The 20568-nt window shown below is 47.0% G+C and carries 19 protein-coding genes, 2 rRNA genes and 1 pseudogene (1 of these 22 running past the window's edge); 15 read left to right on the top strand and 7 right to left on the bottom strand.

Going from position 1 to position 20568, the window contains the following annotated elements; all coding sequences use genetic code 11:
• The 12 genes from ACH19P_RS00975 to ACH19P_RS00920 all read left to right on the top strand — a co-directional run.
• Positions 1-2062 (top strand): 23S ribosomal RNA (locus tag ACH19P_RS00975) (it extends 823 nt beyond the left edge of the window).
• 123 nt (positions 2063-2185) lie between these two features.
• Positions 2186-2300: ribosomal RNA gene (gene rrf, locus ACH19P_RS00970) — 5S ribosomal RNA — on the top strand.
• Between the two features lie 792 nt (positions 2301-3092).
• Positions 3093-3617 carry a hypothetical protein gene (locus ACH19P_RS00965; RefSeq protein WP_462156686.1) on the top strand — a complete coding sequence of 175 codons (525 nt, stop codon included), beginning with the start codon at positions 3093-3095 and terminating at the stop codon, positions 3615-3617.
• 16 nt (positions 3618-3633) lie between these two features.
• Entirely contained in the window at positions 3634-4902 is a 1269-nt protein-coding gene (locus ACH19P_RS00960; protein ID WP_462156685.1) for a hypothetical protein, read from the top strand.
• A gap of 41 nt (positions 4903-4943) precedes the next feature.
• Entirely contained in the window at positions 4944-6386 is a 1443-nt protein-coding gene (locus tag ACH19P_RS00955) for a tetratricopeptide repeat protein (RefSeq protein WP_462156684.1), read from the top strand.
• Between the two features lie 5 nt (positions 6387-6391).
• Positions 6392-8380, top strand: a complete 1989-nt coding sequence (locus ACH19P_RS00950) for a PEGA domain-containing protein (protein ID WP_462156683.1) — start codon at positions 6392-6394, stop codon at positions 8378-8380.
• A 133-nt stretch (positions 8381-8513) separates the two neighbouring features.
• Positions 8514-9284, top strand: a complete 771-nt coding sequence (locus ACH19P_RS00945) for a MotA/TolQ/ExbB proton channel family protein (protein WP_462156682.1) — start codon at positions 8514-8516, stop codon at positions 9282-9284.
• Positions 9285-9290: 6 nt separating this feature from the next.
• Entirely contained in the window at positions 9291-10358 is a 1068-nt protein-coding gene (locus tag ACH19P_RS00940) for a vWA domain-containing protein (protein ID WP_462156681.1), read from the top strand.
• Positions 10355-11299 carry a vWA domain-containing protein gene (locus ACH19P_RS00935; RefSeq protein ID WP_462156680.1) on the top strand — a complete coding sequence of 315 codons (945 nt, stop codon included), beginning with the start codon at positions 10355-10357 and terminating at the stop codon, positions 11297-11299. Before ACH19P_RS00940 ends, ACH19P_RS00935 begins: the two co-directional genes overlap by 4 nt.
• A 99-nt stretch (positions 11300-11398) precedes the next feature.
• Positions 11399-12103: a DNA-3-methyladenine glycosylase I gene (locus ACH19P_RS00930; RefSeq protein WP_462156679.1), complete on the top strand. Its 705-nt coding sequence runs from the start codon at positions 11399-11401 to the stop codon at positions 12101-12103.
• Positions 12072-13019 carry a protein adenylyltransferase SelO family protein gene (locus tag ACH19P_RS00925; RefSeq protein ID WP_462156678.1) on the top strand — a complete coding sequence of 316 codons (948 nt, stop codon included), beginning with the start codon at positions 12072-12074 and terminating at the stop codon, positions 13017-13019. The genes ACH19P_RS00930 and ACH19P_RS00925 overlap by 32 nt, the downstream gene beginning before the upstream one ends.
• Positions 13000-13539, top strand: coding sequence for a protein adenylyltransferase SelO family protein (locus ACH19P_RS00920; protein WP_462156677.1), 540 nt, complete (start codon positions 13000-13002; stop codon positions 13537-13539). Before ACH19P_RS00925 ends, ACH19P_RS00920 begins: the two co-directional genes overlap by 20 nt.
• Positions 13540-13609: 70 nt before the next feature.
• Here ACH19P_RS00920 and ACH19P_RS00915 read toward each other — a convergent pair.
• Positions 13610-14804: pseudogene (locus tag ACH19P_RS00915) on the bottom strand (dipeptidase).
• Between the two features lie 213 nt (positions 14805-15017).
• Here ACH19P_RS00915 and ACH19P_RS00910 point away from each other — a divergent pair.
• Both ACH19P_RS00910 and ACH19P_RS00905 read left to right on the top strand, forming a co-directional pair.
• Positions 15018-15485: a nuclear transport factor 2 family protein gene (locus tag ACH19P_RS00910; protein ID WP_462156676.1), complete on the top strand. Its 468-nt coding sequence runs from the start codon at positions 15018-15020 to the stop codon at positions 15483-15485.
• Positions 15486-15585: 100 nt separating this feature from the next.
• Positions 15586-15801: a TIGR02450 family Trp-rich protein gene (locus ACH19P_RS00905; protein ID WP_462156675.1), complete on the top strand. Its 216-nt coding sequence runs from the start codon at positions 15586-15588 to the stop codon at positions 15799-15801.
• 2 nt (positions 15802-15803) lie between these two features.
• Here the strand turns inward: ACH19P_RS00905 and ACH19P_RS00900 are convergent, their stop codons facing one another.
• The 6 genes from ACH19P_RS00900 to ACH19P_RS00875 all read right to left on the bottom strand — a co-directional run bounded on the left by ACH19P_RS00900 (position 15804) and on the right by ACH19P_RS00875 (position 20239).
• Positions 15804-16127, bottom strand: a complete 324-nt coding sequence (locus tag ACH19P_RS00900) for an antibiotic biosynthesis monooxygenase family protein (RefSeq protein ID WP_462156674.1) — start codon at positions 16125-16127, stop codon at positions 15804-15806.
• 94 nt (positions 16128-16221) lie between these two features.
• Positions 16222-16485 carry a YheU family protein gene (locus tag ACH19P_RS00895; protein ID WP_462156673.1) on the bottom strand — a complete coding sequence of 88 codons (264 nt, stop codon included), beginning with the start codon at positions 16483-16485 and terminating at the stop codon, positions 16222-16224.
• The gene (locus ACH19P_RS00890) at positions 16482-17456 is read right to left on the bottom strand and encodes a hydrolase (RefSeq protein ID WP_462159291.1); all 975 of its coding nucleotides are present in this window, start codon (positions 17454-17456) and stop codon (positions 16482-16484) included. Before ACH19P_RS00890 ends, ACH19P_RS00895 begins: the two co-directional genes overlap by 4 nt.
• Before the next feature lie 174 nt (positions 17457-17630).
• Positions 17631-17777 (bottom strand): hypothetical protein, encoded by a 147-nt coding sequence (locus ACH19P_RS00885; protein ID WP_347392068.1) that lies wholly within the window; start codon positions 17775-17777, stop codon positions 17631-17633.
• Between the two features lie 85 nt (positions 17778-17862).
• Positions 17863-18339 carry a TIGR02444 family protein gene (locus ACH19P_RS00880; RefSeq protein ID WP_462156672.1) on the bottom strand — a complete coding sequence of 159 codons (477 nt, stop codon included), beginning with the start codon at positions 18337-18339 and terminating at the stop codon, positions 17863-17865.
• Positions 18323-20239, bottom strand: a complete 1917-nt coding sequence (locus tag ACH19P_RS00875; RefSeq protein WP_462156670.1) for an ATP-binding cassette domain-containing protein — start codon at positions 20237-20239, stop codon at positions 18323-18325. Before ACH19P_RS00875 ends, ACH19P_RS00880 begins: the two co-directional genes overlap by 17 nt.
• A 124-nt stretch (positions 20240-20363) precedes the next feature.
• On the opposite strand from ACH19P_RS00875, the gene ACH19P_RS00870 reads away from it, so the two are divergent.
• The gene (locus tag ACH19P_RS00870) at positions 20364-20564 is read left to right on the top strand and encodes a YheV family putative zinc ribbon protein (protein WP_105190300.1); all 201 of its coding nucleotides are present in this window, start codon (positions 20364-20366) and stop codon (positions 20562-20564) included.
• The last annotated feature ends 4 nt before the right edge of the window (positions 20565-20568 follow it).

Here is a 20568-nt window from a genome sequence, read left to right as displayed (position 1 = left end):
CGGACGAATACCATTGGGGGTAGAGCACTGTTTGGGCTAGGGGGTCATCCCGACTTACCAACCCCATGCAAACTCCGAATACCAATGAGTACTATCCGGGAGACACACGGCGGGTGCTAACGTCCGTCGTGGAGAGGGAAACAACCCAGACCGCCAGCTAAGGTCCCAAAGTGTATGTTAAGTGGGAAACGATGTGGGAAGGCTAAAACAGCTAGGAGGTTGGCTTAGAAGCAGCCACCCTTTAAAGAAAGCGTAATAGCTCACTAGTCGAGTCGGCCTGCGCGGAAGATGTAACGGGGCTAAACATACCACCGAAGCTGCGGCTGCGAGCTTTGCTCGCGGGGTAGGGGAGCGTTGTGTAAGTGGCTGAAGGTGTGCCGGGAGGCATGCTGGACATATCACAAGTGCGAATGCTGACATGAGTAACGACAATGCGGGTGAAAAACCCGCACGCCGGAAGACCAAGGGTTCCTATCCCATGTTAATCAGGGTAGGGTGAGTCGACCCCTAAGGCGAGGCCGAAAGGCGTAGTCGATGGGAAACGGGTTAATATTCCCGTACTTGGTATAAATGCGATGGGGGGACGGAGAAGGCTAGGCAGGCACGGCGTTGGTTGTCCGTGTGAAAGTATGTAGGCTTGAATCTTAGGAAAATCCGGGATTCTTTAAGGCTGAGATACGAGACGACACTCTACGGAGTGGAAGCTGTTGGTGCCATACTTCCAGGAAAAGCCTCTAAGCTTCAGTTTATACCGAATCGTACCCCAAACCGACACAGGTGGTCAGGTAGAGAATACTAAGGCGCTTGAGAGAACTCGGGTGAAGGAACTAGGCAAAATAGTACCGTAACTTCGGGAGAAGGTACGCTCTTGAGTGTGAAGGACTTGCTCCGTAAGCACTTGAGAGTCGCAGTGACCAGGTGGCTGGGACTGTTTATTAAAAACACAGCACTGTGCTAAATCGCGAGATGACGTATACGGTGTGACACCTGCCCGGTGCCGGAAGGTTAATTGATGGGGTTAGTCTTCGGACGAAGCTCTTGATCGAAGCCCCGGTAAACGGCGGCCGTAACTATAACGGTCCTAAGGTAGCGAAATTCCTTGTCGGGTAAGTTCCGACCTGCACGAATGGTGTAACCATGGCCACGCTGTCTCCACCCGAGACTCAGTGAAATTGAAATCGCAGTGAAGATGCTGTGTACCCGCGGCTAGACGGAAAGACCCCGTGAACCTTTACTACAGCTTGGCACTGAACATTGAGCCTACATGTGTAGGATAGGTGGGAGGCTTTGAAGCGGTGACGCCAGTTACCGTGGAGCCATCCTTGAAATACCACCCTTGTATGTTTGATGTTCTAACGTTGGCCCCTGAATCGGGGTTGCGGACAGTGCCTGGTGGGTAGTTTGACTGGGGCGGTCTCCTCCCAAAGAGTAACGGAGGAGCACGAAGGTTGGCTAAGTACGGTCGGACATCGTACGGTTAGTGTAATGGTAGAAGCCAGCTTAACTGCGAGACAGACACGTCGAGCAGGTACGAAAGTAGGTCATAGTGATCCGGTGGTTCTGAATGGAAGGGCCATCGCTCAACGGATAAAAGGTACTCCGGGGATAACAGGCTGATACCGCCCAAGAGTTCATATCGACGGCGGTGTTTGGCACCTCGATGTCGGCTCATCACATCCTGGGGCTGAAGTCGGTCCCAAGGGTATGGCTGTTCGCCATTTAAAGTGGTACGCGAGCTGGGTTTAGAACGTCGTGAGACAGTTCGGTCCCTATCTGCCGTGGGCGTTTGAGAATTGAGAGGGGCTGCTCCTAGTACGAGAGGACCGGAGTGGACGAACCGCTGGTGTTCGGGTTGTCATGCCAATGGCACTGCCCGGTAGCTACGTTCGGAATCGATAACCGCTGAAAGCATCTAAGCGGGAAGCGAGCCTCGAGATGAGTTCTCACTTGGAGTTCGACTCCACTAAAGGGCCGTTGAAGACTACAACGTTGATAGGCAGGATGTGGAAGCGCTGTGAGGCGTTAAGCTAACCTGTACTAATTACCCGTGAGGCTTAACCATACAACGCCAAAATGGTGTGAGACTGTTAAGTTAGAAGTTAGAGATTAAAGACTGAAGTAGACGATTACTTATAAAGCTTTCCGAATTAATACTGATTGCAATAGCGATTAGTAACCAACTTTGCTTGGTGATAATAGCGTTCTGGACCCACCTGACCCCATGCCGAACTCAGAAGTGAAACGGAACTGCGCCGATGATAGTGTGGCATTTGCCATGTGAAAGTAGGTCATCACCAGGCTCCTAATTATACGAAGAACCCAGCTTATTGCTGGGTTTTTTCGTTTAAGGCTTTGATGACCTACGAGAAAGTAGGGAGAAAGCGGGAATAATGAAGTAAAGAGTTTTACTTCATCCGCTTGAACGCTGGCGGCCTCAGGCCGTAAGCCGGATCATCACCAGGTTAGGCGCCCCCGACTAGGCGCCCTGACTCCGAATTAAAGAAACCCGTTGCAGCGATGCGACGGGCTTTTTGTGTTTGGGGGTTAAGCTCTTTGTTGTAGATTGAATAACTTCGAGCTTGCTGCACCTGTAGGTCGGTCTTTAGGCCGACATGACTGCATGCCAAACCACTGTCGGGGTAAACCCCAACCTACAAATATGACGCTCAAAGTCTCATACCCGATTTATCAAGTCCCTGATTAAACGTGGTTTCAATAATACGTCCCTGCAGTTTGGTTACCTCGGTTGTCCCCTCCTCGCAGAGTTCGTCACCTTCAAGTGGCATGAGTGAAACTGTGCACTCACTTAATTCCACTTTCAGCCATGACCTCACCTCAGTAAGCTGCGAAGCGATGCTTCGATCTTACTTCGCCTTCACTTTTGCTATTCAAGTGTTTATTTATTAAGCTGGATTTCACTATTACGCAGCTAATTTAATTAGATGCGCAATCCACTTCTAACAAAACCTTACAAACATTTTATTGCCATACTTATTGAAGAAAAGGTACAACTAGTAATTAGTTAGGATGTGCTATGAACCGAATTCGAGTTGTCTATCTGAATATGAAACTAACGTCCACTGCGCTGATTCTTGCTGTTCTTTGCAGCTTCACTCTTTGCCGAGCAACCACCTCAAGGCTCTTTGGGTGTGGCTTATGACTGCACGGGAGTTGAAATCGCCGAAGTTGATCCTGCTATGTTGACTAAAGCAGAGCAAATCAAGTTGATGGAAAATGCATTATTGGATTCTGTGAACCGTTACAGTACGTGCCTTGATAAAGTCCAAAAAGGTATGACCCAATCCCAGTCACAAGGCGCTAGTTCGGGAGGAGACAACGCTCAAAATGCGCAGCAAAGTGATGCTAACGCGAATCAGCAAACTGCTTCCTCAACGGAACAAAACTCGCAAACTCCTCTGTCTACCATGGATGAACAAGTGACAACTGATACAGAAAAGAATAAGGCGGGTGGAGGCCGCGAGCAGCAAATTGTGAAGCCCAAGGACAACGACTCAATCATTTGCACTATGCTCTATGAAGAGATTCAAAAAGAAACCAACGAAACGACGCGCGAAGCGTTAGTGCAGCAATACAAAGACTATAAGTGCACAAAGTAGGCAGAGGTAATCAGAGATGAAATTTAAGCAATCACTCCAGTTAGTCACCCTTATCGTGGTGCTTTTCCTTACTCTCACTGCCTGCAAATCAACCACGACTCAGCGTGATGAGCCTTTGGCGGTTGGACCTTCTATGAGCGGTCCTACTGTGGTTCGAGAACAGCAGACTAAGCAAAAGCAGTATAGCGGGATCTATTTGGATGTTGCTGTGCCTGTTTTTAATCCTGGATTTCCAATAAATAAACGCAATGGCCAAGTTGATTACGAAGAGCTGGATGAAATGGATATTTGGCCACAACTACGCCGTGCTGAGGCGAAGCGTTTTGCTGTAGAAACAAAAAGAGCAATTGCACAAACAAAAGCTTTTGGCTCTGTGTCTGCAGTGCCAGATGCCAATACCAGCGCTGATTTATATGTCCTTGGCACAATTCTACATTCCGACTCGGAAGTGGTTCGATTAGAAGTAACCGTTGTTGATAGTACCGGTGAACCTCTAGATACAGAAACGTTTGAGCATCAGGTGTCTAAGAGCTTTTTTCGCGATTCTATGAATGCAGGGAAAGATCCCTATGAGCCTGTCTTTGATGCGGTTGCAGACTATGTATATAACCTTCTAACTACTATGCCAGAGCAACGAAAACAACAAATTAAAGACACAACCTTAGTTCGTTATGCCAACTACTATTCACCAGAAGCGTTCGGTGAATTCCTTAAAGTGTCAATCGATAAGAAAGATGGCACTCGCTTTTACAAATACGAGTTAGAGGGTTTGCCAGCGCAAGATGATGCGATGTTGCAGCGCGTCGAAATGTTGCGTAATCAGGAGATGTTATTCGTCGACCGTTTACAAGATCAGTTTGATGCATTTCAAAAGCAGACCGATAACCCTTATCGCGATTGGCAAGAGGAAACATTGCCAGAAGTTATCCGCGCACGGGAAGCCGAGATGGAACGTAATGCGAAAACAGTGATTGGTACCATTGGCCTTATTGCTGCGATTGCACTTGGCAATAACAGTTCTTCCACGTCTACATCGGTTGCAAAAACCGCTGGTGCACTTGGCAGTGCATGGCTTCTCAAAGATGCTTATAAAGCTAATCAAAACTTACGTATGGCATCAGCGGTGATTGATGAGATGGGGCAAGGCTTGGATTTAACTGTTGGCCCACAAGTAATGGAATTCAACGATCAAGAAGTCGAGTTAACAGGCACTGCTGCTGAGCAGTATATGCAGTGGAAAGTGCACTTGAAGAAGATTTACCAACTAGAAACAAGCGCAAACTAGCCGCATCAGCATTGATGGGATAGACAAGGTAGGTCAAGGTTGTGTCAGAACAAAAACAAGCATCATTGGATGAACAGCTAAAGCAACAACAAGCGAATCAAGGAGCACGTGTAAGTCATGTCGCTATTGTTGGCGGTGCTATCGTTATTGTTTTACTCGTTGCAGCAGCTTTTTTATTCTCTACCAGCAAAGAGGTGACCTTACCCAAGGATGACAGTGCCGCAACGGTCGCTCCTGTCATTGAAACAGCCAGCGAACACACGCGCCAGCAAGTTCAAGATGCTATCTTGGCATTTGAACAGGGTTATCAAGCCTTACTGGATAATCAACAGTTGTCATATTTTGCTCCACAGCTGATTGAGCAAGCGAAGTTTGCGTATGATTCATCTTTACAAGCGTTCGCACAAAGTGACTTTATGACAGCGCAACAGCAGTTAACATCCAGCGCGAAACTCATTGATGATGCGCAAAGTCAGTGGCGCCAAGCGATAGACAGTTGGTATACGCAAGCGCTGGACTCGATGATGCAGCAGCGTCCACAAGAAGCGCAATTGTACTTAGACAGAATGCGCTCACTTGATGAACAGGATGTGCGTATTGATGCCTTACAACAGCGTATTGTTCAATTTGACGCTCAGCGCACCTTGCTCAAGGATTACGATACGGCGGTGATTGAGCGCAATCTTGATAAGCAAATTGACCTGCTTTCTCAACTTGTAGTGTTGAACCCAGATAACAGCGAATTGCAGCGCAACCTAAGCGCCGCTCAGGCACAGCTGAGGGAGAATAGCATTAGCCGAGCAGTGGAGCTTGCTCAGCAGGCATTACAACAGCAAAATCTTGGCGAAGCACACTCTTCAATTAGCACTCTTAAGCAGCTACAAGCCGCCCCTGAAACAATCAAGCTTTTACAGCAACAGCTCAGCAAACAGCACAGGCAGTTGAGTACCGAGCGCACACGAGAACTCGCTCTCGCTGCCAGTGAGCAACAGCAATGGCAACAAGTGCTCACATTAACGCAGCAGTACCTTAATAGTGCGCCGGGCGACACTGCAATAACACAATTACAACAGCGAGCGACCGCTATTTTAGCTGCGCAAAATAATTTGGGTGCTTTTCAGGCTCGCCCAGAGCGGTTAATCGACTCAGGAATTCGAGCTCAAGCACAACAAGCAATTACAAAAGCCAAACCTCTCGAGCAGTATTCGCGTGCTTTGGCAGCAACAGTCACCGATCTTGAGACTTACATCGAGCAATTTACAACACCAATTACTGTTACATTGCTATCAGATGAGCAGACCCAGATACACATTTACGGAGTTGAAAAGCTCGAGCCATTTGCGCAAAAGCAAATTGAGTTATTACCAGGGACGTATACAGTTGAAGGGCGCAGAGCTGGTTTCGTGAGCGTTAAACTCACTTTGGACGTGCGCGCCCATGGTGATGTACCTAGGTTAACCATTGCCTGTACACAAAGGATTTAGTGTCTATGTCAGATTTAGACTCGCAGTTAAAACAGCGACAAAAAAACTCGTTACTCCCTTTGCTTATAGGGGCTGTGTTAACCATCAGTGTCGCGCTTATTATCATTGTTTATTTGTTCGTAGTGAAAGGTCACGCCATCAAAGTGGTGCCTTTAGCATTGCAAGACAGCATGGTCGTTGAAGTGCAAAGTGGCGTGGGCTTTGTGTCAGATGATGTAGTGTATCGCTTTGGTGGCGATGTGACGATTGTAGTCTCAGCACCGACCTATTTCGAATCGCAAAAGCTCATTACTGATGCCAGTGCCAGTGTTGTTGAAGTTGAACTTAAGCCTAAACCAGGGATCCTCAAAGGCAGTGTAGCCCACGCTTACGGCGACAGCACACTGTGGGTTGTCAATGGTCGCTTGCTTGCTAAGGGGGCGCAAATTGAAGAGCCGCTAGAAGCCGGTTCATATCAGCTGAGCCTTGAAAATCCTTACTATGAACCTGTGCAACTGCCCCTTACTGTTGAACGCGATAAGGAAGTGATACTCGCGCCTGAACTGACCGCCGTGAATGGCAATATGACTCTGGACTCTAACCCTCAAGGCGCCGATGTGTATATCGATGGTGCTGCCAAAGGGAAGACTCCTGTGAGCTTTGCATCCCTAGGGGGAAGCTTTAAGGTGGAGTTACACAAAGCGGGGTTTGAACCGACCATCGAGCAGGTGCAAATAACTTACGCTGACGCACATGCTCAGCGCCAATATAACTTAAAGCCACAACAGGCTTATCTAGATATAACAACCTCTCCCGCTGGCGGTTCCCTATTTATCGATGGCAACCAAGTGGAACCAGGGCAGATATCTGTAGATGCGAATGCCATTCATACCGTTCGTTATGTTAAGCCGGGCTTTTACAGCTTTAATTCCAAGGTGATTTTGCCACCCAAAGAACACAAAGCGTATCCGATTTCCCTTAAACCAGAGCAAGGCAAGGTAACCGTTAAAAGTAACATTGCAGCTGATGTCTATATCAATGGCAATTTGGTTGGTAAAACACCGCTTACAAAAACACTTCCTGCAACGGAGCAAGAAGTAAAAGTGGTGAAGCAGGGCTATCGCAGTGTGGTGAAAAAGCTGATTCCGAGCGCCAAACACACCTCAACCGTTGATGTTACGCTATTGACTGAATTCGATGCACGCCGCAAAGAAGGGCGCCCCTTGTTTATCTCGACCTTGGGGATGCAGATGCAGTTATTCAATATGACTGCATTCACTATGGGCTCACCTGCCAATGAAATTGGTCGCCAGCGAAACGAATTTGCAGTGTCTGTGGATTTCACGCGCCCAGTTTGGGTGGGCAAGCATGAGGTAACACAAGCGCAATATCACGCGTTCGACAATAGCGTAGCGAAATCCCAGTTGCCCGTAAGTAATATCAGCTGGATTGAAGCCGCCAAGTATTGCAACTGGCTGAGTGAGCAAGAAGCGCTAACGCCTTACTACCGCATCAACAATGATCAGCTTGTGGGTGTAAACACCCAAGCCAGAGGATATAGATTACTGAGCGAAGCAGAATGGGAATGGCTTGCGAAAAAGGCCAAGCGTGCAAGTTCAACTAAATATGTATGGGGTGACAGTGAGCGCATACCACGTGACGCAGGTAACTTTGCAGACCAGACTTTGAAGTCCAAACAAGCGTTTTATTTTGATGACTATAAAGATGGCTTCACAGACAAAGCGCCGGTGGGCAGCTTCCGTGCAGATAAAGCTGGGCTTTATGATTCTGCTGGTAACGTCAGTGAGTGGGTGTTTGATGTTAGTTCTTATGTCACGCCAGACCTTTCTGTGGTTCACAACGATTATACAGGCCCAATTCAAGGCGGTAGCCGATTGGCCAAAGGCAGTAATTATCAATCGGGAAGAATGCAAAGCTTGCGTTCTGCGTTAAAAATAGTATCTGACGGGCCGAGTGAAACCATCGGGTTTAGAATCGCTCGCTATGAGAGGTAAATATGAGGCGTAAACATCTATTAATTGCTGCTTGTGTAGTGATTGGTTGCTCTATTGGTGGGGTTGCCATTGCTGCAAAAATCAGTTTGGACTCGCCTGCAACCTTTCCAGTCGACATTTAAGGATGATGTAAATGGCAACTGATAATACACGTATGAACTTGCCACCTTTAGTTTCTCTAGGGGTGTTTATTGCCACTGTGGTGATTGTGCACCTTATCTATCAAGGTCTTATTCGCCCAGCTGCGGATGCCGCCATTGCTGCCTATGGTGCTGGCGCTACAGCCAATGTATGGGTGATCCTCAAAGATGCTGAGCAGCAAGCGTGCGTTACTTTAGGTTTGTTTTGTTTAATTCTGATGGGCTACAAATATTATCGCATCGTATCCAAAGAGGAGCCGGTCTTTACCTATGATTACCTCAAATCATTCCCTAAAGATGAGTCCTTAGATGTTGAAGGCGCGTTGGCTTATTTGGAAGAAGGTGAAAGTGCTAAAAATAGCTCGGTTGCAACGTGGATCAACTGCTTACGTCGATACAAAAATACCAACAATGTGCAGCACGCAGCAGATGCCATACGTGACAGCGTGGAATCTCTCGCTGCGCAGCTTGAAGCAGGCAATGCCACCATTCGTTATTTTATTTGGGCCATTCCCAGTATTGGTTTCGTGGGTACCGTAAGAGGAATAGGTTCTGCACTGGCTAAAGCCGAAGAAGCGGTAGCCGGTGATATCGCCGGTATGGTTGATAAACTCGGGGTCGCGTTTAATTCGACCTTGGTTTCTTTGCTGCTCTCTATCTTATTGATGTATGTGTTGTTTCACCTCAATAATCGCCAAGATGAGATGGTACTGAAAACCAAGAACAACTGTGAAACGCATCTACTCACGCACTTGCACAAGTAATTAAGCATGTTTAAGCGCCGCACGGAAGAGGGTTTTAACTTATCATTTCTAGACGTCATGGCCTGTGGCTTAGGCGCGGTATTGTTGATCCTTATCGTGGTGAAATTTCAAGCCAGTACTTCTGTGCCCAGTAATGAAATTGAACGCCTGCAACAAGAACTCGCGGCCACTTTGCAACAAGCACAAAACCTGCAGCAGCAGGTAACAAGCACTGAACAAGCCGTGACTCAGGCTGATGCTCAAAACAACGAAATAGCGCAGAAAATCGCTGCGCTTGAACTCGTGCAGCAAGCTACACAACAAGCGTTAAAAGATGAGCAAGCTGTCGTCGCTGAGTTAGAAAACGCCGTCGCTGCGGCGGCGCCGAAGCAAGTGGATGATCCAATTCAACTGCAAGGTACGGGGGAAGAAAACTACCTGCTAGGGCTCAAAGTTGAAGGGCAGCGTATTGGTATCATGATTGATACCAGCGCGTCGATGACTGATGAGCAACTAATTCAGATAATCCGCCGTAAAATAGGTCCTACGGCACAAAAACAACAAGGCCCGAAATGGCTGCGTACTAAACGGGTTGCCAAATGGATGCTGGCACGGTTACCGAAAAACTCACAAGTCAGTGTGATAAGTTTTAATTCCACTGCCAAGGTATTGGGCGCGCGCACCATCAGTTCAGCCAAAGTAGAGTCAAGCCTGCAAGCAATCGTCAAAGACATTGATGCCTTGGTGCCGGAAAATGGCACGGATTTATATGGGGCGTTGCAGGTAATGCGTAACACCTTTGCTGATATGGATGCGCTCTACATTATCACCGACGGCTTGCCGACCATGATGACGGGGGCTCAGGGTTTTAGGGAAACAAAGACCTGCAAACCGATTACGGGTAATATGAAAACCATAGATGGTGATTGTCGGGCGCGTATTCATCAATTTAGCATCGCGCAGATGGCACCGAAAATCCCCACCCATGTCGTGCTACTGCCACTAGAAGGCGACCCGTTATCGCCTGCGCTTTATTGGAATTGGGCCAATAACACAGGTGGGACCATGATCAGCCCCGCAAGGAGTTGGCCATGAAGCGCAGGGAGCCTATCCAAATATTTAGTTTATCGTTTTTAGATATCATCTCATGCGCATTCGGTGCGGTGGTGATGCTTATATTGCTGGCGAAAAATGGTGAGCAAGGTGAATACCAAGATGCGAGCCAAGTGGCGACCTTAATTCGCGATGTTAATTCGGCTGAGCAAAGTGTCAGTGTTTTACAACAAGCACTTAGCGCGGCGCAAGAACAACTCAAAGCGGCGCAAGCCTTGGGGGCAAGTAATGCCGATCAAGAAAAGGCATTAGAAACGCAAGTTGCCCGAGCTAAAGATAACGTACAGCAACTCACAGATACGGCCACGGGGCTTGAGCAAACCTTGATAGAGCGCGAGCGCGCCGCTATCAATGCTGGAAGTGCCTTGTCCCGTGATGATGAAGTTGGCGGCATCCCGGTAGACAGTGATTATGTGGTGTTTATCATCGACACCTCAGGTTCAATGAAAACCATGTGGCCGCGCGTGCTTAGAACGCTGGATGAAGTGCTTAACAACCACCCTAAAGTGGAAGGTTTTCAGGTGCTGTCAGACAACGGAGATGTGTTAGGGGGAAGCCGATTGGGCACCTGGCGTAAAGATTCTAAGGCGCAGCGAAATGGCGTGTTACGTGGTTTGCAAGGGTGGAATGGCAGCTCGAATAGCTCTCCCGTTGAAGGTATTGAAGCAGCTCTGCGTGCGTATAGCCGCACTCAAGGGAATTTGGCGTTGTATGTGTTTGGCGATGATTTCACAGGCAGTAGTTACGATTCGGCATTGGCACAAATTAATAATCTCAATCGCGCATCTTCGGGAGCATTGATTGCCCGTATTCACGGGATTGCCTTTAAACGCAATATGGGCGCCTCTCCTGATATGGTGAAATTCTCGACCTTGATGCGCGAGGTGGCACGGCAAAACAATGGCACCTTTATGGGGCTGTAGTGTGATCCTCTCGTCTGATAGCAAGGTATAACCCTTTTTGTCCTCACCCAAAGCGTGGTTTAATGTGCTTCTCGCACGAATAAGACGCAACAGTAGTTTATGGAAAAATATCAATCGATTTATGAACGCGCGCTCGCGCGAAAGGGCTCTAAAACGCAGCTTGAATCATTACTTAGCAAACCATTAAGTACGTCCCAACTCAAGCAATACAGCGACGATGATTGGCTTGAAGAATTTACCCGAAAAATATTCCAAAGTGGTTTTTACTGGTCGGTGATCAATGCCAAATGGCCTGGTTTCCGAGAGGTGTTTTGGGACTTTAGCGTGGAAAAATTACTCATGATGCCCCCTGAAATGCTGGAGCAAAAGGCCAGCGATGAGCGCATTGTTCGTAACTTTAAAAAAGTACAAACCATCCCTGAAAACTGTTTGATGATACATGAAGCCGCGCAGCAACACGGCAGCTTTAAAGACTTTGTCGCCGATTGGCCGAGTGAGGATATCACTGGCTTGTGGCTATACTTGAAAAAACACGGTGCACGTTTGGGTGGCAATACCGGTTCGTTTGCACTACGCGCTTTAGGTAAAGATACGTTTGTATTGTCGCGCGATGTCGAGTCGTACTGCCGAGCTAATGAAATTATCGATGGTGGGCTACACTCAAAACGTTCGTTGGATGCAATTCAATCTATGTTTAACGACTTGCAACAGCAAAGTGGACGCTCGCTGCAAGAACTGAGTCAGCTAGTTGCCTACAGTGTAGGTGATAACTATGTGGGTTTTGAGTCTAACCAAGGCCAATAAGGTAACTATGAAGCTAGATAATCCCTACCTAGGCGTGAATCAACTAAGTCACGAAGCAAAAGTCCAAGATTTCAGTGGCACTAAAGTACTGCTTTGGAATGGTGTCCTCGCTCAGCAGTTAGGATTGCCTGACGACGAGCAGACCAAGGCGCAACTCGCCACGGGGCAAGCGCATCCGCAAGCTTACGCACTTGCCTATGCTGGGCACCAATTCGGTAACTATGTGCCATTACTGGGTGATGGTCGCGCGCATTTACTGGGTGCAGTAACCGATGAACACGGGAAAAGCTGGGATATTCAATTAAAAGGCTCAGGCGCTACGCAATTTTCACGCGGTGGCGATGGCTTGTGCGGCATCGGTCCTGCGGTGCGAGAGTTCATCATGAGTGAAGCATTGGCAGGGTTGAACATTCCAACCACGCGTTGTTTGAGCGTGGCGTTGAGTGGCGACACCGTAATGCGACAAAAACCCAGTGCGGGCGCTATCGTCAGCCGTGTTGCGAGTAGCCATATACGCGTTGGCAGTTATCAGTTTTTGGCGGCGCAGCAAGATACGCAGGCGTTGCAGCAGTTGGTGGGCTTAACCATCGCTCGTCATTATCCCGAGCTTGCGACACTCAATGGTGATGAGCAGCTTATCGCCTTTTTTAACGCGGTTATGGATAAGCAAATTGATTTGGTGGTGAGCTGGATGCGCGTTGGTTTTATTCATGGTGTGATGAATACAGACAACACACTCGTAAGTGGCGAGACCATCGACTATGGCCCGTGTGCGATGATGAATCAGTTTGATTTCAATCGCGCTTTTAGCTCTATCGACCGACATGGTCGTTACGCTTATGGTAACCAAGCGCAAATTGCCAGCTGGAATCTGGCGCGTTTCGCTGAAACCTTGATTGATTCTTTTCTCCTTTGAACAAGATGAAGCAGTTGAGTTACTCACCGAACAGCTGAATCTATTTGGAGAGAAGTTTAACGGCAAACTCAAAACCATGTGGATGAGCAAGCTTGGTTTGTTGGCAAGCGATGAAAGCGCGGATGAACTGGTGAACGAATTACTCATAGCCATGCAAGAGCAGCAGCTTGATTTCACTAATACCTTTGTGGAACTCACAGGTTATTGTCTGCGTCGTAAAGACTCGCTCGTTGAGGTGCAAGCGCCGCTGGTGGAGTGGTTGGTGAAGTGGCAGGCGGCGGTCGATAATCATTTGGAACAAAGTGCGGTGATGATGTGTGAAGCAAACCCTTTAGTGATCCCTCGCAATCATCAAGTCGAAGCGGTGATTGAAGACTTTGAACAACAAGGCTACAGCGACAAATTAGCTCCTTTATTGAGTGCGCTGCGCAACCCTTATCAGTTAGACGAGGCGCATAGATACTTGCAACAGCCGCCAGCCTCAAACGATGAAGACTACCAAACCTTTTGCGGCACCTAACTTGCCAACAGTGTGAAAGAATAAAGCCCGAGACATGCTCGGGCTTTTTAGTATTCCTAAATACTGTGCTTTAGTTCGCTTTGGCGTAGGCTTCTGCTTCGCGCCAAACACGTAGCATGTTTTCACCTAGGACTTTTTTGATGTCGCCATCGCTGTATCCGCGATCCAATAAGCCTTGAACCAGGTTTGGATATGTTGATACGTCTTTTAGGCCTAATGGCAATGAGTCGCCAACACCGTCATAGTCTGAGCCAATCCCCACGTGTTCAATACCGATGAGCTTTACTACATGATCAAATATGATCAAGCACTTGCTCTAGGCTAGCAAAAGGGAAAGGGTTCTTTTTCAAATAAGCGGCTTTAAAGTCTGTGGTGTCTTTTCCGTCTTCTTTAGCTTTGTCTTGAGCTTCATCACGTTGGGTATACCAGTTGTTCGCGCTGCTGGTTACAAAACTCGAGCCAAAGTTTATCTGAATTACACCACCGTTTTTCTTCAGTGCCAGTAACATGTCATCGTCCATGTTACGCTCAAAGCCCGGCGTGTATTTGCGCAGTGACGAGTGCGACGCAATCACAGGTACTTTTGATAGCTCCATCACTTGATAGAATGCAGCGTCAGAGATGTGTGAGACATCGATCAGCATACCAATGTTGTTCATTTCCACAACCAGCTCTTTACCAAACGGGCTTAGGCCTTTCCATTTGCGACGCACATCATAGCTTGAGTCGGAAATATGGTTGCTTTGAGAGTGCGCAAGAGTGATATAACGCACACCGCGTTCGAAGAAATGGTGTAGGTTTTTGATTTCACCTTCGATTGGTGATCCATTCTCCATGCCCATCGCAAGCGACATGATGCCATCGTTGAATTGTTTTTCGACGTCAGCCACAGAGTCCGCAATCGCAAATTTATCAGGAGCGCGGTAGGCGAGGGCTTCCATCATATCAATTAACTGGTTGGCTAATTCGTAGCTTTTACCCTTGCCCTCAAATTCCAAGTTAGCTGGGATATAAATAGACATAAACGGCGCATTCAACCCCCCTTCAATGGCGCGAGGGTAATCAAAGTCACCACGTTCAGTCGCTTTACTCACATCGTCCCAATTGTTGTGAATACGATATGGGACGTCGATGTGGGTATCGATTAAGATGTTCTCTTTTGCCAGTTTGATTGCTTTTTCTGATGCTTGGTAGTCATCCTGCGCTGCAACACCTGTGCTGCCGAGTGCAATTGCCAGTGCTGCACCAAGGGTGGTGAATTTCATAGTAGCCACTCATTGTTATTATCGAATTAGACCCCCATTGTGGCGGCATTTTAGGGGTAAGACAAGGATATGAGATTAAAGGAAATTAATATGAATGACCGCAATGGAACAGCATTTGTTATCGGCAACGTATTGATTTATCTTGGAATGAAAGGGCACTGTTTTTTGCGCTTTTGATAACAGCATTTAGCTTGGATGAAAAACGGAGTTTACATGAAAAATATTTTAGTCGGGATTACTGCACTTTTGTTGTCTATGTCAGCATTGGCACAAGAAGCACAAATCGATTTAAAAGCCTTTGCACAATTGTATTTTGAAAAAATGACGGCGACGCAGGCACCGGATGCGACAGTCAAAGAGCTGGAGGAATACCTTTCGTTGCTTAACGAAGACGTGGGTCATGCGCATTTACCTTGGGTCACCGATGATTCGCGTACACCATCAGGCAAAGCTGAAATGCGCAAAGGTATGACGTTTTATTTAGGCGCACACACTGATTACAGTGCAGAGTTGTTAGATGTATTCACTTTCAACCACTCTGCAATTGCCATTCGCTACAAAAATCATGCAAAAGGGATTCACCCCCAAAACAACCAGCCTATCGAATACTCGCAGGTCATGATGGAAGTGCTCGAAATGGAAGGTAATAAAGTGGCGGTGATCCGTAAGTATCATGAATAGTTCAAATAGTGCTTTGTTTGTATTCGAGCAAATCGTTAGGTGCTGTTGATGCGTAAAACTTCTGTATCGATTCAACACATTGATGTCACCGCGTGTATATATGAACAAAATAAACCCAGCGAAACTATCGCAAAGTAAATGGACGGCAGTCCAACCTCGTAACAAAGAAAAGCACTTTTTAGTCACCGAAGTGGAATACGACGAGGACGGCACTGTCCTCGGTTGTACTTTGGAAGCTGTTTTATCTCGCAATGAATATGCAATAAATTGGATTGAGTTAAAGGACGGCTCTAAATGGTTACAAGGTTGGAAATGAGGCTAGAGATTCATCCCATAATCCCGCTCGACTTTGGCGATCCGCAATTTAAACGAGGCATACCATTTTTCGCGTCCAAGCTTTTGCGCTGCTAGATGTTCCATGTTCGCTTTCCAATTCTTTATTGCGGCTAAATCAGCCCAATAAGACACGGTAATACCAACCTCTTCACGAGCGGATTCAATGCCCAAAAAGCCGGGTTGTTCTTTGGCAAGCTCAACCATACTTGTGGCTGTATCGCCATAGCCTTCGTCCACGTCTGAGCGCAGCGAAGTGAAAATAACGCTGTAGTAGGGTGGGTTAGGTGTTTGTGCAATGAGTGACATGTGTTTCCTTACGTGCGCTAGGTTGTGTTAACGAGCATATCAATAAACAGTCTGTAGGGCACAGAAATAAAAAAGCCACTTGCGTGGCTTTTCTTTAAAATTCGTCTCTATCGATTTGATAGTCGCCTTCTTCGGCTTGCATTTGCTTGAATTGCTGCGCGCTCATGATATTCACTTCTTCGTGAAGTTCTGAGTAAACGATCACGGCTTCGCCACGTTTTATTTGCCCAAGCACTTGTTCAATTTTAGTCGTGTTATCAATTTCACTTTCACCGTAATCAGTGCCTTCACGCAGAATAAACTGCTCGATAAGGTTGGTAAGTGCTTCTTTACTTAGCTCTTGGTAAGGAATAATCATACTTTTGCAAATTGCTCCGAAAAGTAGTGTGGGATGGTTTTTTCTAACCAGAACTCCGGCTTAAACCAGCCACTGCAGCTAATAAAGCCAACGTGGCCGCCTTTGTTTGATACTTTTAATTCCACGGCATCCGAAACATCTTCAGGGCGAGGCACAGCTTGTATGGCAAGCATGGGGTCATCTTCTGCGTGAATTAATAAAGTGGGCGTTGCGATATGTTTTAAATAGGGCTTGGCACTGCTTTTTGCATAGTAATCTTCGGCACCGTCAAAACCGTGCAATGGTGCGGTGATACGATTGTCGAATTCCCATAGGTCATCAATCGCGTTTAGTTGCTCCGCGGTAATATCCAACGCGCCTTCAAGCTGAGGCAATTTTCGCGTCATGGACTTTTTCATGCGTCCGAGTAGGTAGTGCTGATAAATCTTTCCAAGGCTCTTGCGAATCACCTGGCATGAGCTTGATAAGTCATGAGGCGCGCTGACCACGCTGGCAGCAACTAGACCACTTTGTTCACCTTGCTCACCGAGGTATTTGGCCAGTACATTACCACCGAGAGAAAAGCCTACTGCAGCAAGGGGTCTATTGGGAAACTTGTTTTGAAGGTAACGAACAAAAAAGCCAAGGTCTTGCGTTTCACCACTGTGATAAGCGCGAGCTTGGCGGTTTGGTACACCAGAGCAGTTGCGAAAATGCATGAGTACAGCATCAAGCCCTGCATTTTGCAGCGCTTTCATCATGCCTTTGGCATAGAAGCTATCAATATTCCCCTCTAAACCATGCAAAATAATAACGAGTGGCTTATCTGGCTGTGCTGGCTGAGCCCATGCTAAATCAAGAAAATCGTCATCTTCTGTGGCGATAATTTCGCGCTCAACAGCAACTTTGAATCCAGGACGGAAAAAGCGCGGCAAAATGGTTTGCAGGTGACGGCCTGGCATCCACCAAGCTGGGGTAAAGTGGTTACTCACTGAAAATTTACCAACAAGTTCAGAATACATCGCGCACTATAGTAACAAAGTTTAACGGTGTGCTCATTTATATCGCACAAAAATAAAGCCTTCGCTAATACAGAGATTAGAGAAGGCTTTGTGCGTCGTGCTTAATTTGGTTGGTTGTTGCTATTTATCAGCTTCAACTGAAAATTATTGTCCTTCAGGAACCTCAGCATCCATTACTTTCTTGATGAAAAAGCCGACATAAAACAAGCAAAGTAGAACTACCACACTGAGAATACCGAATGATAAAAACAGTACTGGGTCTGAGAAAAAGTCTCTAAAGAATACTTGCATGATGGCGTCTCCTGTTCCTTTGATGCGTTAAGGATAGGGCAGTTGTTCCATCGCAGATATGACCTAGATCAAGGTTGTCATGGGGTTAGTATTGAATCGTGTGCAGTGCTTGATCCAGATCAGCTTTTAACGGTAATTCACTCTGTGGAAGATAAAGCTGAAGGTTATTTGGTTGTGTATTTGACGCGAGTGAGAGTGTTTGGCATGTGGCTATAAGTTGCTGTTGCTGTTGTTGCTCAAAGGCTAATTCTAAATCGAGCATTTGCCTGCGTAACTGAGGGTAGTGCGAAATCTCTGTTTGATGTTGTTTCAAATAACGACGAACGTCCCGCAAAGGTTTTAAAGCTTGACTATCAAAGTCAGCAAGACAGGTTTGTAACTCAGCAAGTACCGCAGGCGAGATTGCCAACTTATGGCAATCTAAATAGGCAAGTAAAAGGCACAGATTCACGTTTAAACCGTGCTCATTTTGCCAATGAAGCAAGCTTGATTGCACTTGTTCATTGGCATAAATGGACAGGCTAAACTGCCAAAATTGCTCAGCGCTAATCTTGGTCTTCATAAAAAAGTTGCTCTTGCTCTTCTAGTTCGGCCATGAGTTCAAGGAGTTGTTCTTCCACTTGTTCCTGCTTTTGCGCAAGGTCGCTTCGTTTCGCCAATAACTGTTTTAATTTCTCTTTGTTGCTATCGTCGTACAAGCTGTTATCCCCCAATTGACTTTCTATGTCTTCCAGTTCAGGGGTAAGTACATCAAGCTGCTTTTCGAGCTTGGTGATGTCTTTTTTCAAAGGCTGCACCAATTTACGAAACTCAGCTTCCTTGCGTTTTTGCTCTTTACGGTTAGCGCTTGAATGCGATTTTTCATCGTTGTTTTGCGCCGGCCTTTCACTTTGGTTTGCTTTAACTAGCCATTGGTAATAGGCGTCCAAGTCGTAACCAAACTGGCTTACTTCGCCGTTATCAACCAAGTAAAACTCATCTGCCGTATTTTTTAGTAAATGGCGATCGTGCGACACCGTCACCATGGCACCTTCAAATCCTTGCAATGCCATGACAAGTGCGTGACGCATCTCCAAGTCTAAGTGGTTGGTAGGTTCATCTAACAGCAGCAAGTTTGGCTTCTGATATACAAGCATTGCCAATACTAAACGGGCCTTTTCACCGCCCGAGAAAGGCGCTACCGCTTCAAGCGCTTTATCACCGATGAAGTCAAAGCCCCCTAGAAAGTCGCGCAGCGATTGTTCACTTGCCTGCGGGTTAATACGTTGCAGGTGAGTCACTGGGCTTGCTTGAAGATCTAGAGCTTCCAGCTGGTGCTGGGCAAAGTAGCCGACTTTGAGGCCTTGATGGTAAAACACTTCGCCCGCTTGTGGGTGAAGGTCTTGTGCTAGTAACTTGATGAGTGTTGATTTACCTGCACCATTGCGGCCAAGTAGAGCAATACGGCTACCGGGCACTAGGTTTAGTTTGATGCTGTGTAAAATGGTAATATCACCGTAACCCGCCTGTGCACCATCTAAGGCAATCAGTGGGTTAGGCAGTGCATCCGGTTCAGCAAAGTTAAAGTCGAACGGTGAATCAACATGAGCTGGCGCGAGTTTTTCCATGCGCTCCAATGCCTTTACACGACTTTGTGCTTGCTTTGCTTTACTGGCTTTGGCCTTAAAGCGTGTAATAAACTTCTCTAAATGCGCAATTTGCTCTTGCTGCTTTTCAAACTGGGCTTGGTGCTGCGCTAAACGCTCAGCTTTTTGGCGCTCAAACTGCGAGTAATTGCCTTTGTATACGTTGATTAGCTGATTATCGACGTGCCAAATTTCACCCACTACGGCGTCAAGAAATTCGCGGTCGTGAGAGATTAACACCAAGGTGCCTGGATATGCGCGCAAGAATCTTTCCAGCCAATACACCGCATCCAAATCTAGGTGGTTCGTCGGTTCATCCAGAAGCAGTAAGTCTGCGTCACGGATCAGCGCTTGAGCGAGGTTCAGGCGCATTCGCCACCCCCCAGAAAAGTCGCTCACAGCAAAGCCAATTTTCTCATTAGAAAAGCCGAGACCATGTAGTAACTCACCTGCCTTGGCCTCAATGCTATAGCCTTTCATGAGCTCCAATTGCTGGTGGACTTTTGCTTGCGTGTCGCCATCACCATGTTGTTCGGCAGTTTTCAACTCTGTGCGTAACGCGTAATACTCAGGGTGGCCTTGCAACACGTATTCGAGTGCGCTGATATCCAGAGCCGGAGTTTCTTGCTTTACAGAGGCAATCGACCACTCTTTAGGTATTTTGGCTTCACCGGCATCCAGTTGAAGCTCGCCTTGGAGTAATGCGAATAAGCTCGACTTACCACAACCATTACTGCCAACTAAGCCCACTTTATGCTGCGGGAATAGTGTCGCATTGGCATTTTTTAATAGGCATTTGGGGCCACGTAATAGCTCGATGTCACTGATTTGAATCATAGTTACTGCACAGAGTTTAAATTGGCCATAATCATAACATGGAGTGGGCATCCAAGCGGGAAAGTTTTTGTGTTAAACTGGCGCTTTCATAAGCCATGTTGTGTTGGCTGTAGGGGTTGATGAAATGAAACAGAAAAAGCGTTTTATCGCTGGGGCAAGCTGCCCTGAGTGTCAGCAAATGGATACTATGATGCTTTATAAAGAACATGATGTGGAAAAAGTGCAATGTGTTGAGTGTGGTCACATCATGACTCAGCCAGAAAACGCTGTACAAGCTTCAACGCGCCAGTTTGAGCAAGTCATTGGCGTCTTCAAGCCAGAGTGATGAG

This window comes from Pseudoalteromonas sp. GB56 (assembly GCF_054923835.1).
This window is presented reverse-complemented; position numbering and strand designations above follow the sequence as displayed.

Coding starts and splice junctions, on each gene's coding strand:
- ACH19P_RS00960 (WP_462156685.1), top strand. CDS start 3,634: ATGAAATTTAAGCAATCACTCCAGTTAGTCACCCTTATCGTGGTGCTT.
- ACH19P_RS00950 (WP_462156683.1), top strand. CDS start 6,392: ATGTCAGATTTAGACTCGCAGTTAAAACAGCGACAAAAAAACTCGTTA.
- ACH19P_RS00945 (WP_462156682.1), top strand. CDS start 8,514: ATGGCAACTGATAATACACGTATGAACTTGCCACCTTTAGTTTCTCTA.
- ACH19P_RS00940 (WP_462156681.1), top strand. CDS start 9,291: ATGTTTAAGCGCCGCACGGAAGAGGGTTTTAACTTATCATTTCTAGAC.
- ACH19P_RS00935 (WP_462156680.1), top strand. CDS start 10,355: ATGAAGCGCAGGGAGCCTATCCAAATATTTAGTTTATCGTTTTTAGAT.
- ACH19P_RS00930 (WP_462156679.1), top strand. CDS start 11,399: ATGGAAAAATATCAATCGATTTATGAACGCGCGCTCGCGCGAAAGGGC.
- ACH19P_RS00925 (WP_462156678.1), top strand. CDS start 12,072: ATGTGGGTTTTGAGTCTAACCAAGGCCAATAAGGTAACTATGAAGCTA.
- ACH19P_RS00910 (WP_462156676.1), top strand. CDS start 15,018: ATGAAAAATATTTTAGTCGGGATTACTGCACTTTTGTTGTCTATGTCA.
- ACH19P_RS00905 (WP_462156675.1), top strand. CDS start 15,586: ATGAACAAAATAAACCCAGCGAAACTATCGCAAAGTAAATGGACGGCA.
- ACH19P_RS00900 (WP_462156674.1), bottom strand. CDS start 16,127: ATGTCACTCATTGCACAAACACCTAACCCACCCTACTACAGCGTTATT.
- ACH19P_RS00895 (WP_462156673.1), bottom strand. CDS start 16,485: ATGATTATTCCTTACCAAGAGCTAAGTAAAGAAGCACTTACCAACCTT.
- ACH19P_RS00885 (WP_347392068.1), bottom strand. CDS start 17,777: ATGCAAGTATTCTTTAGAGACTTTTTCTCAGACCCAGTACTGTTTTTA.
- ACH19P_RS00880 (WP_462156672.1), bottom strand. CDS start 18,339: ATGAAGACCAAGATTAGCGCTGAGCAATTTTGGCAGTTTAGCCTGTCC.
- ACH19P_RS00875 (WP_462156670.1), bottom strand. CDS start 20,239: ATGATTCAAATCAGTGACATCGAGCTATTACGTGGCCCCAAATGCCTA.
- ACH19P_RS00870 (WP_105190300.1), top strand. CDS start 20,364: ATGAAACAGAAAAAGCGTTTTATCGCTGGGGCAAGCTGCCCTGAGTGT.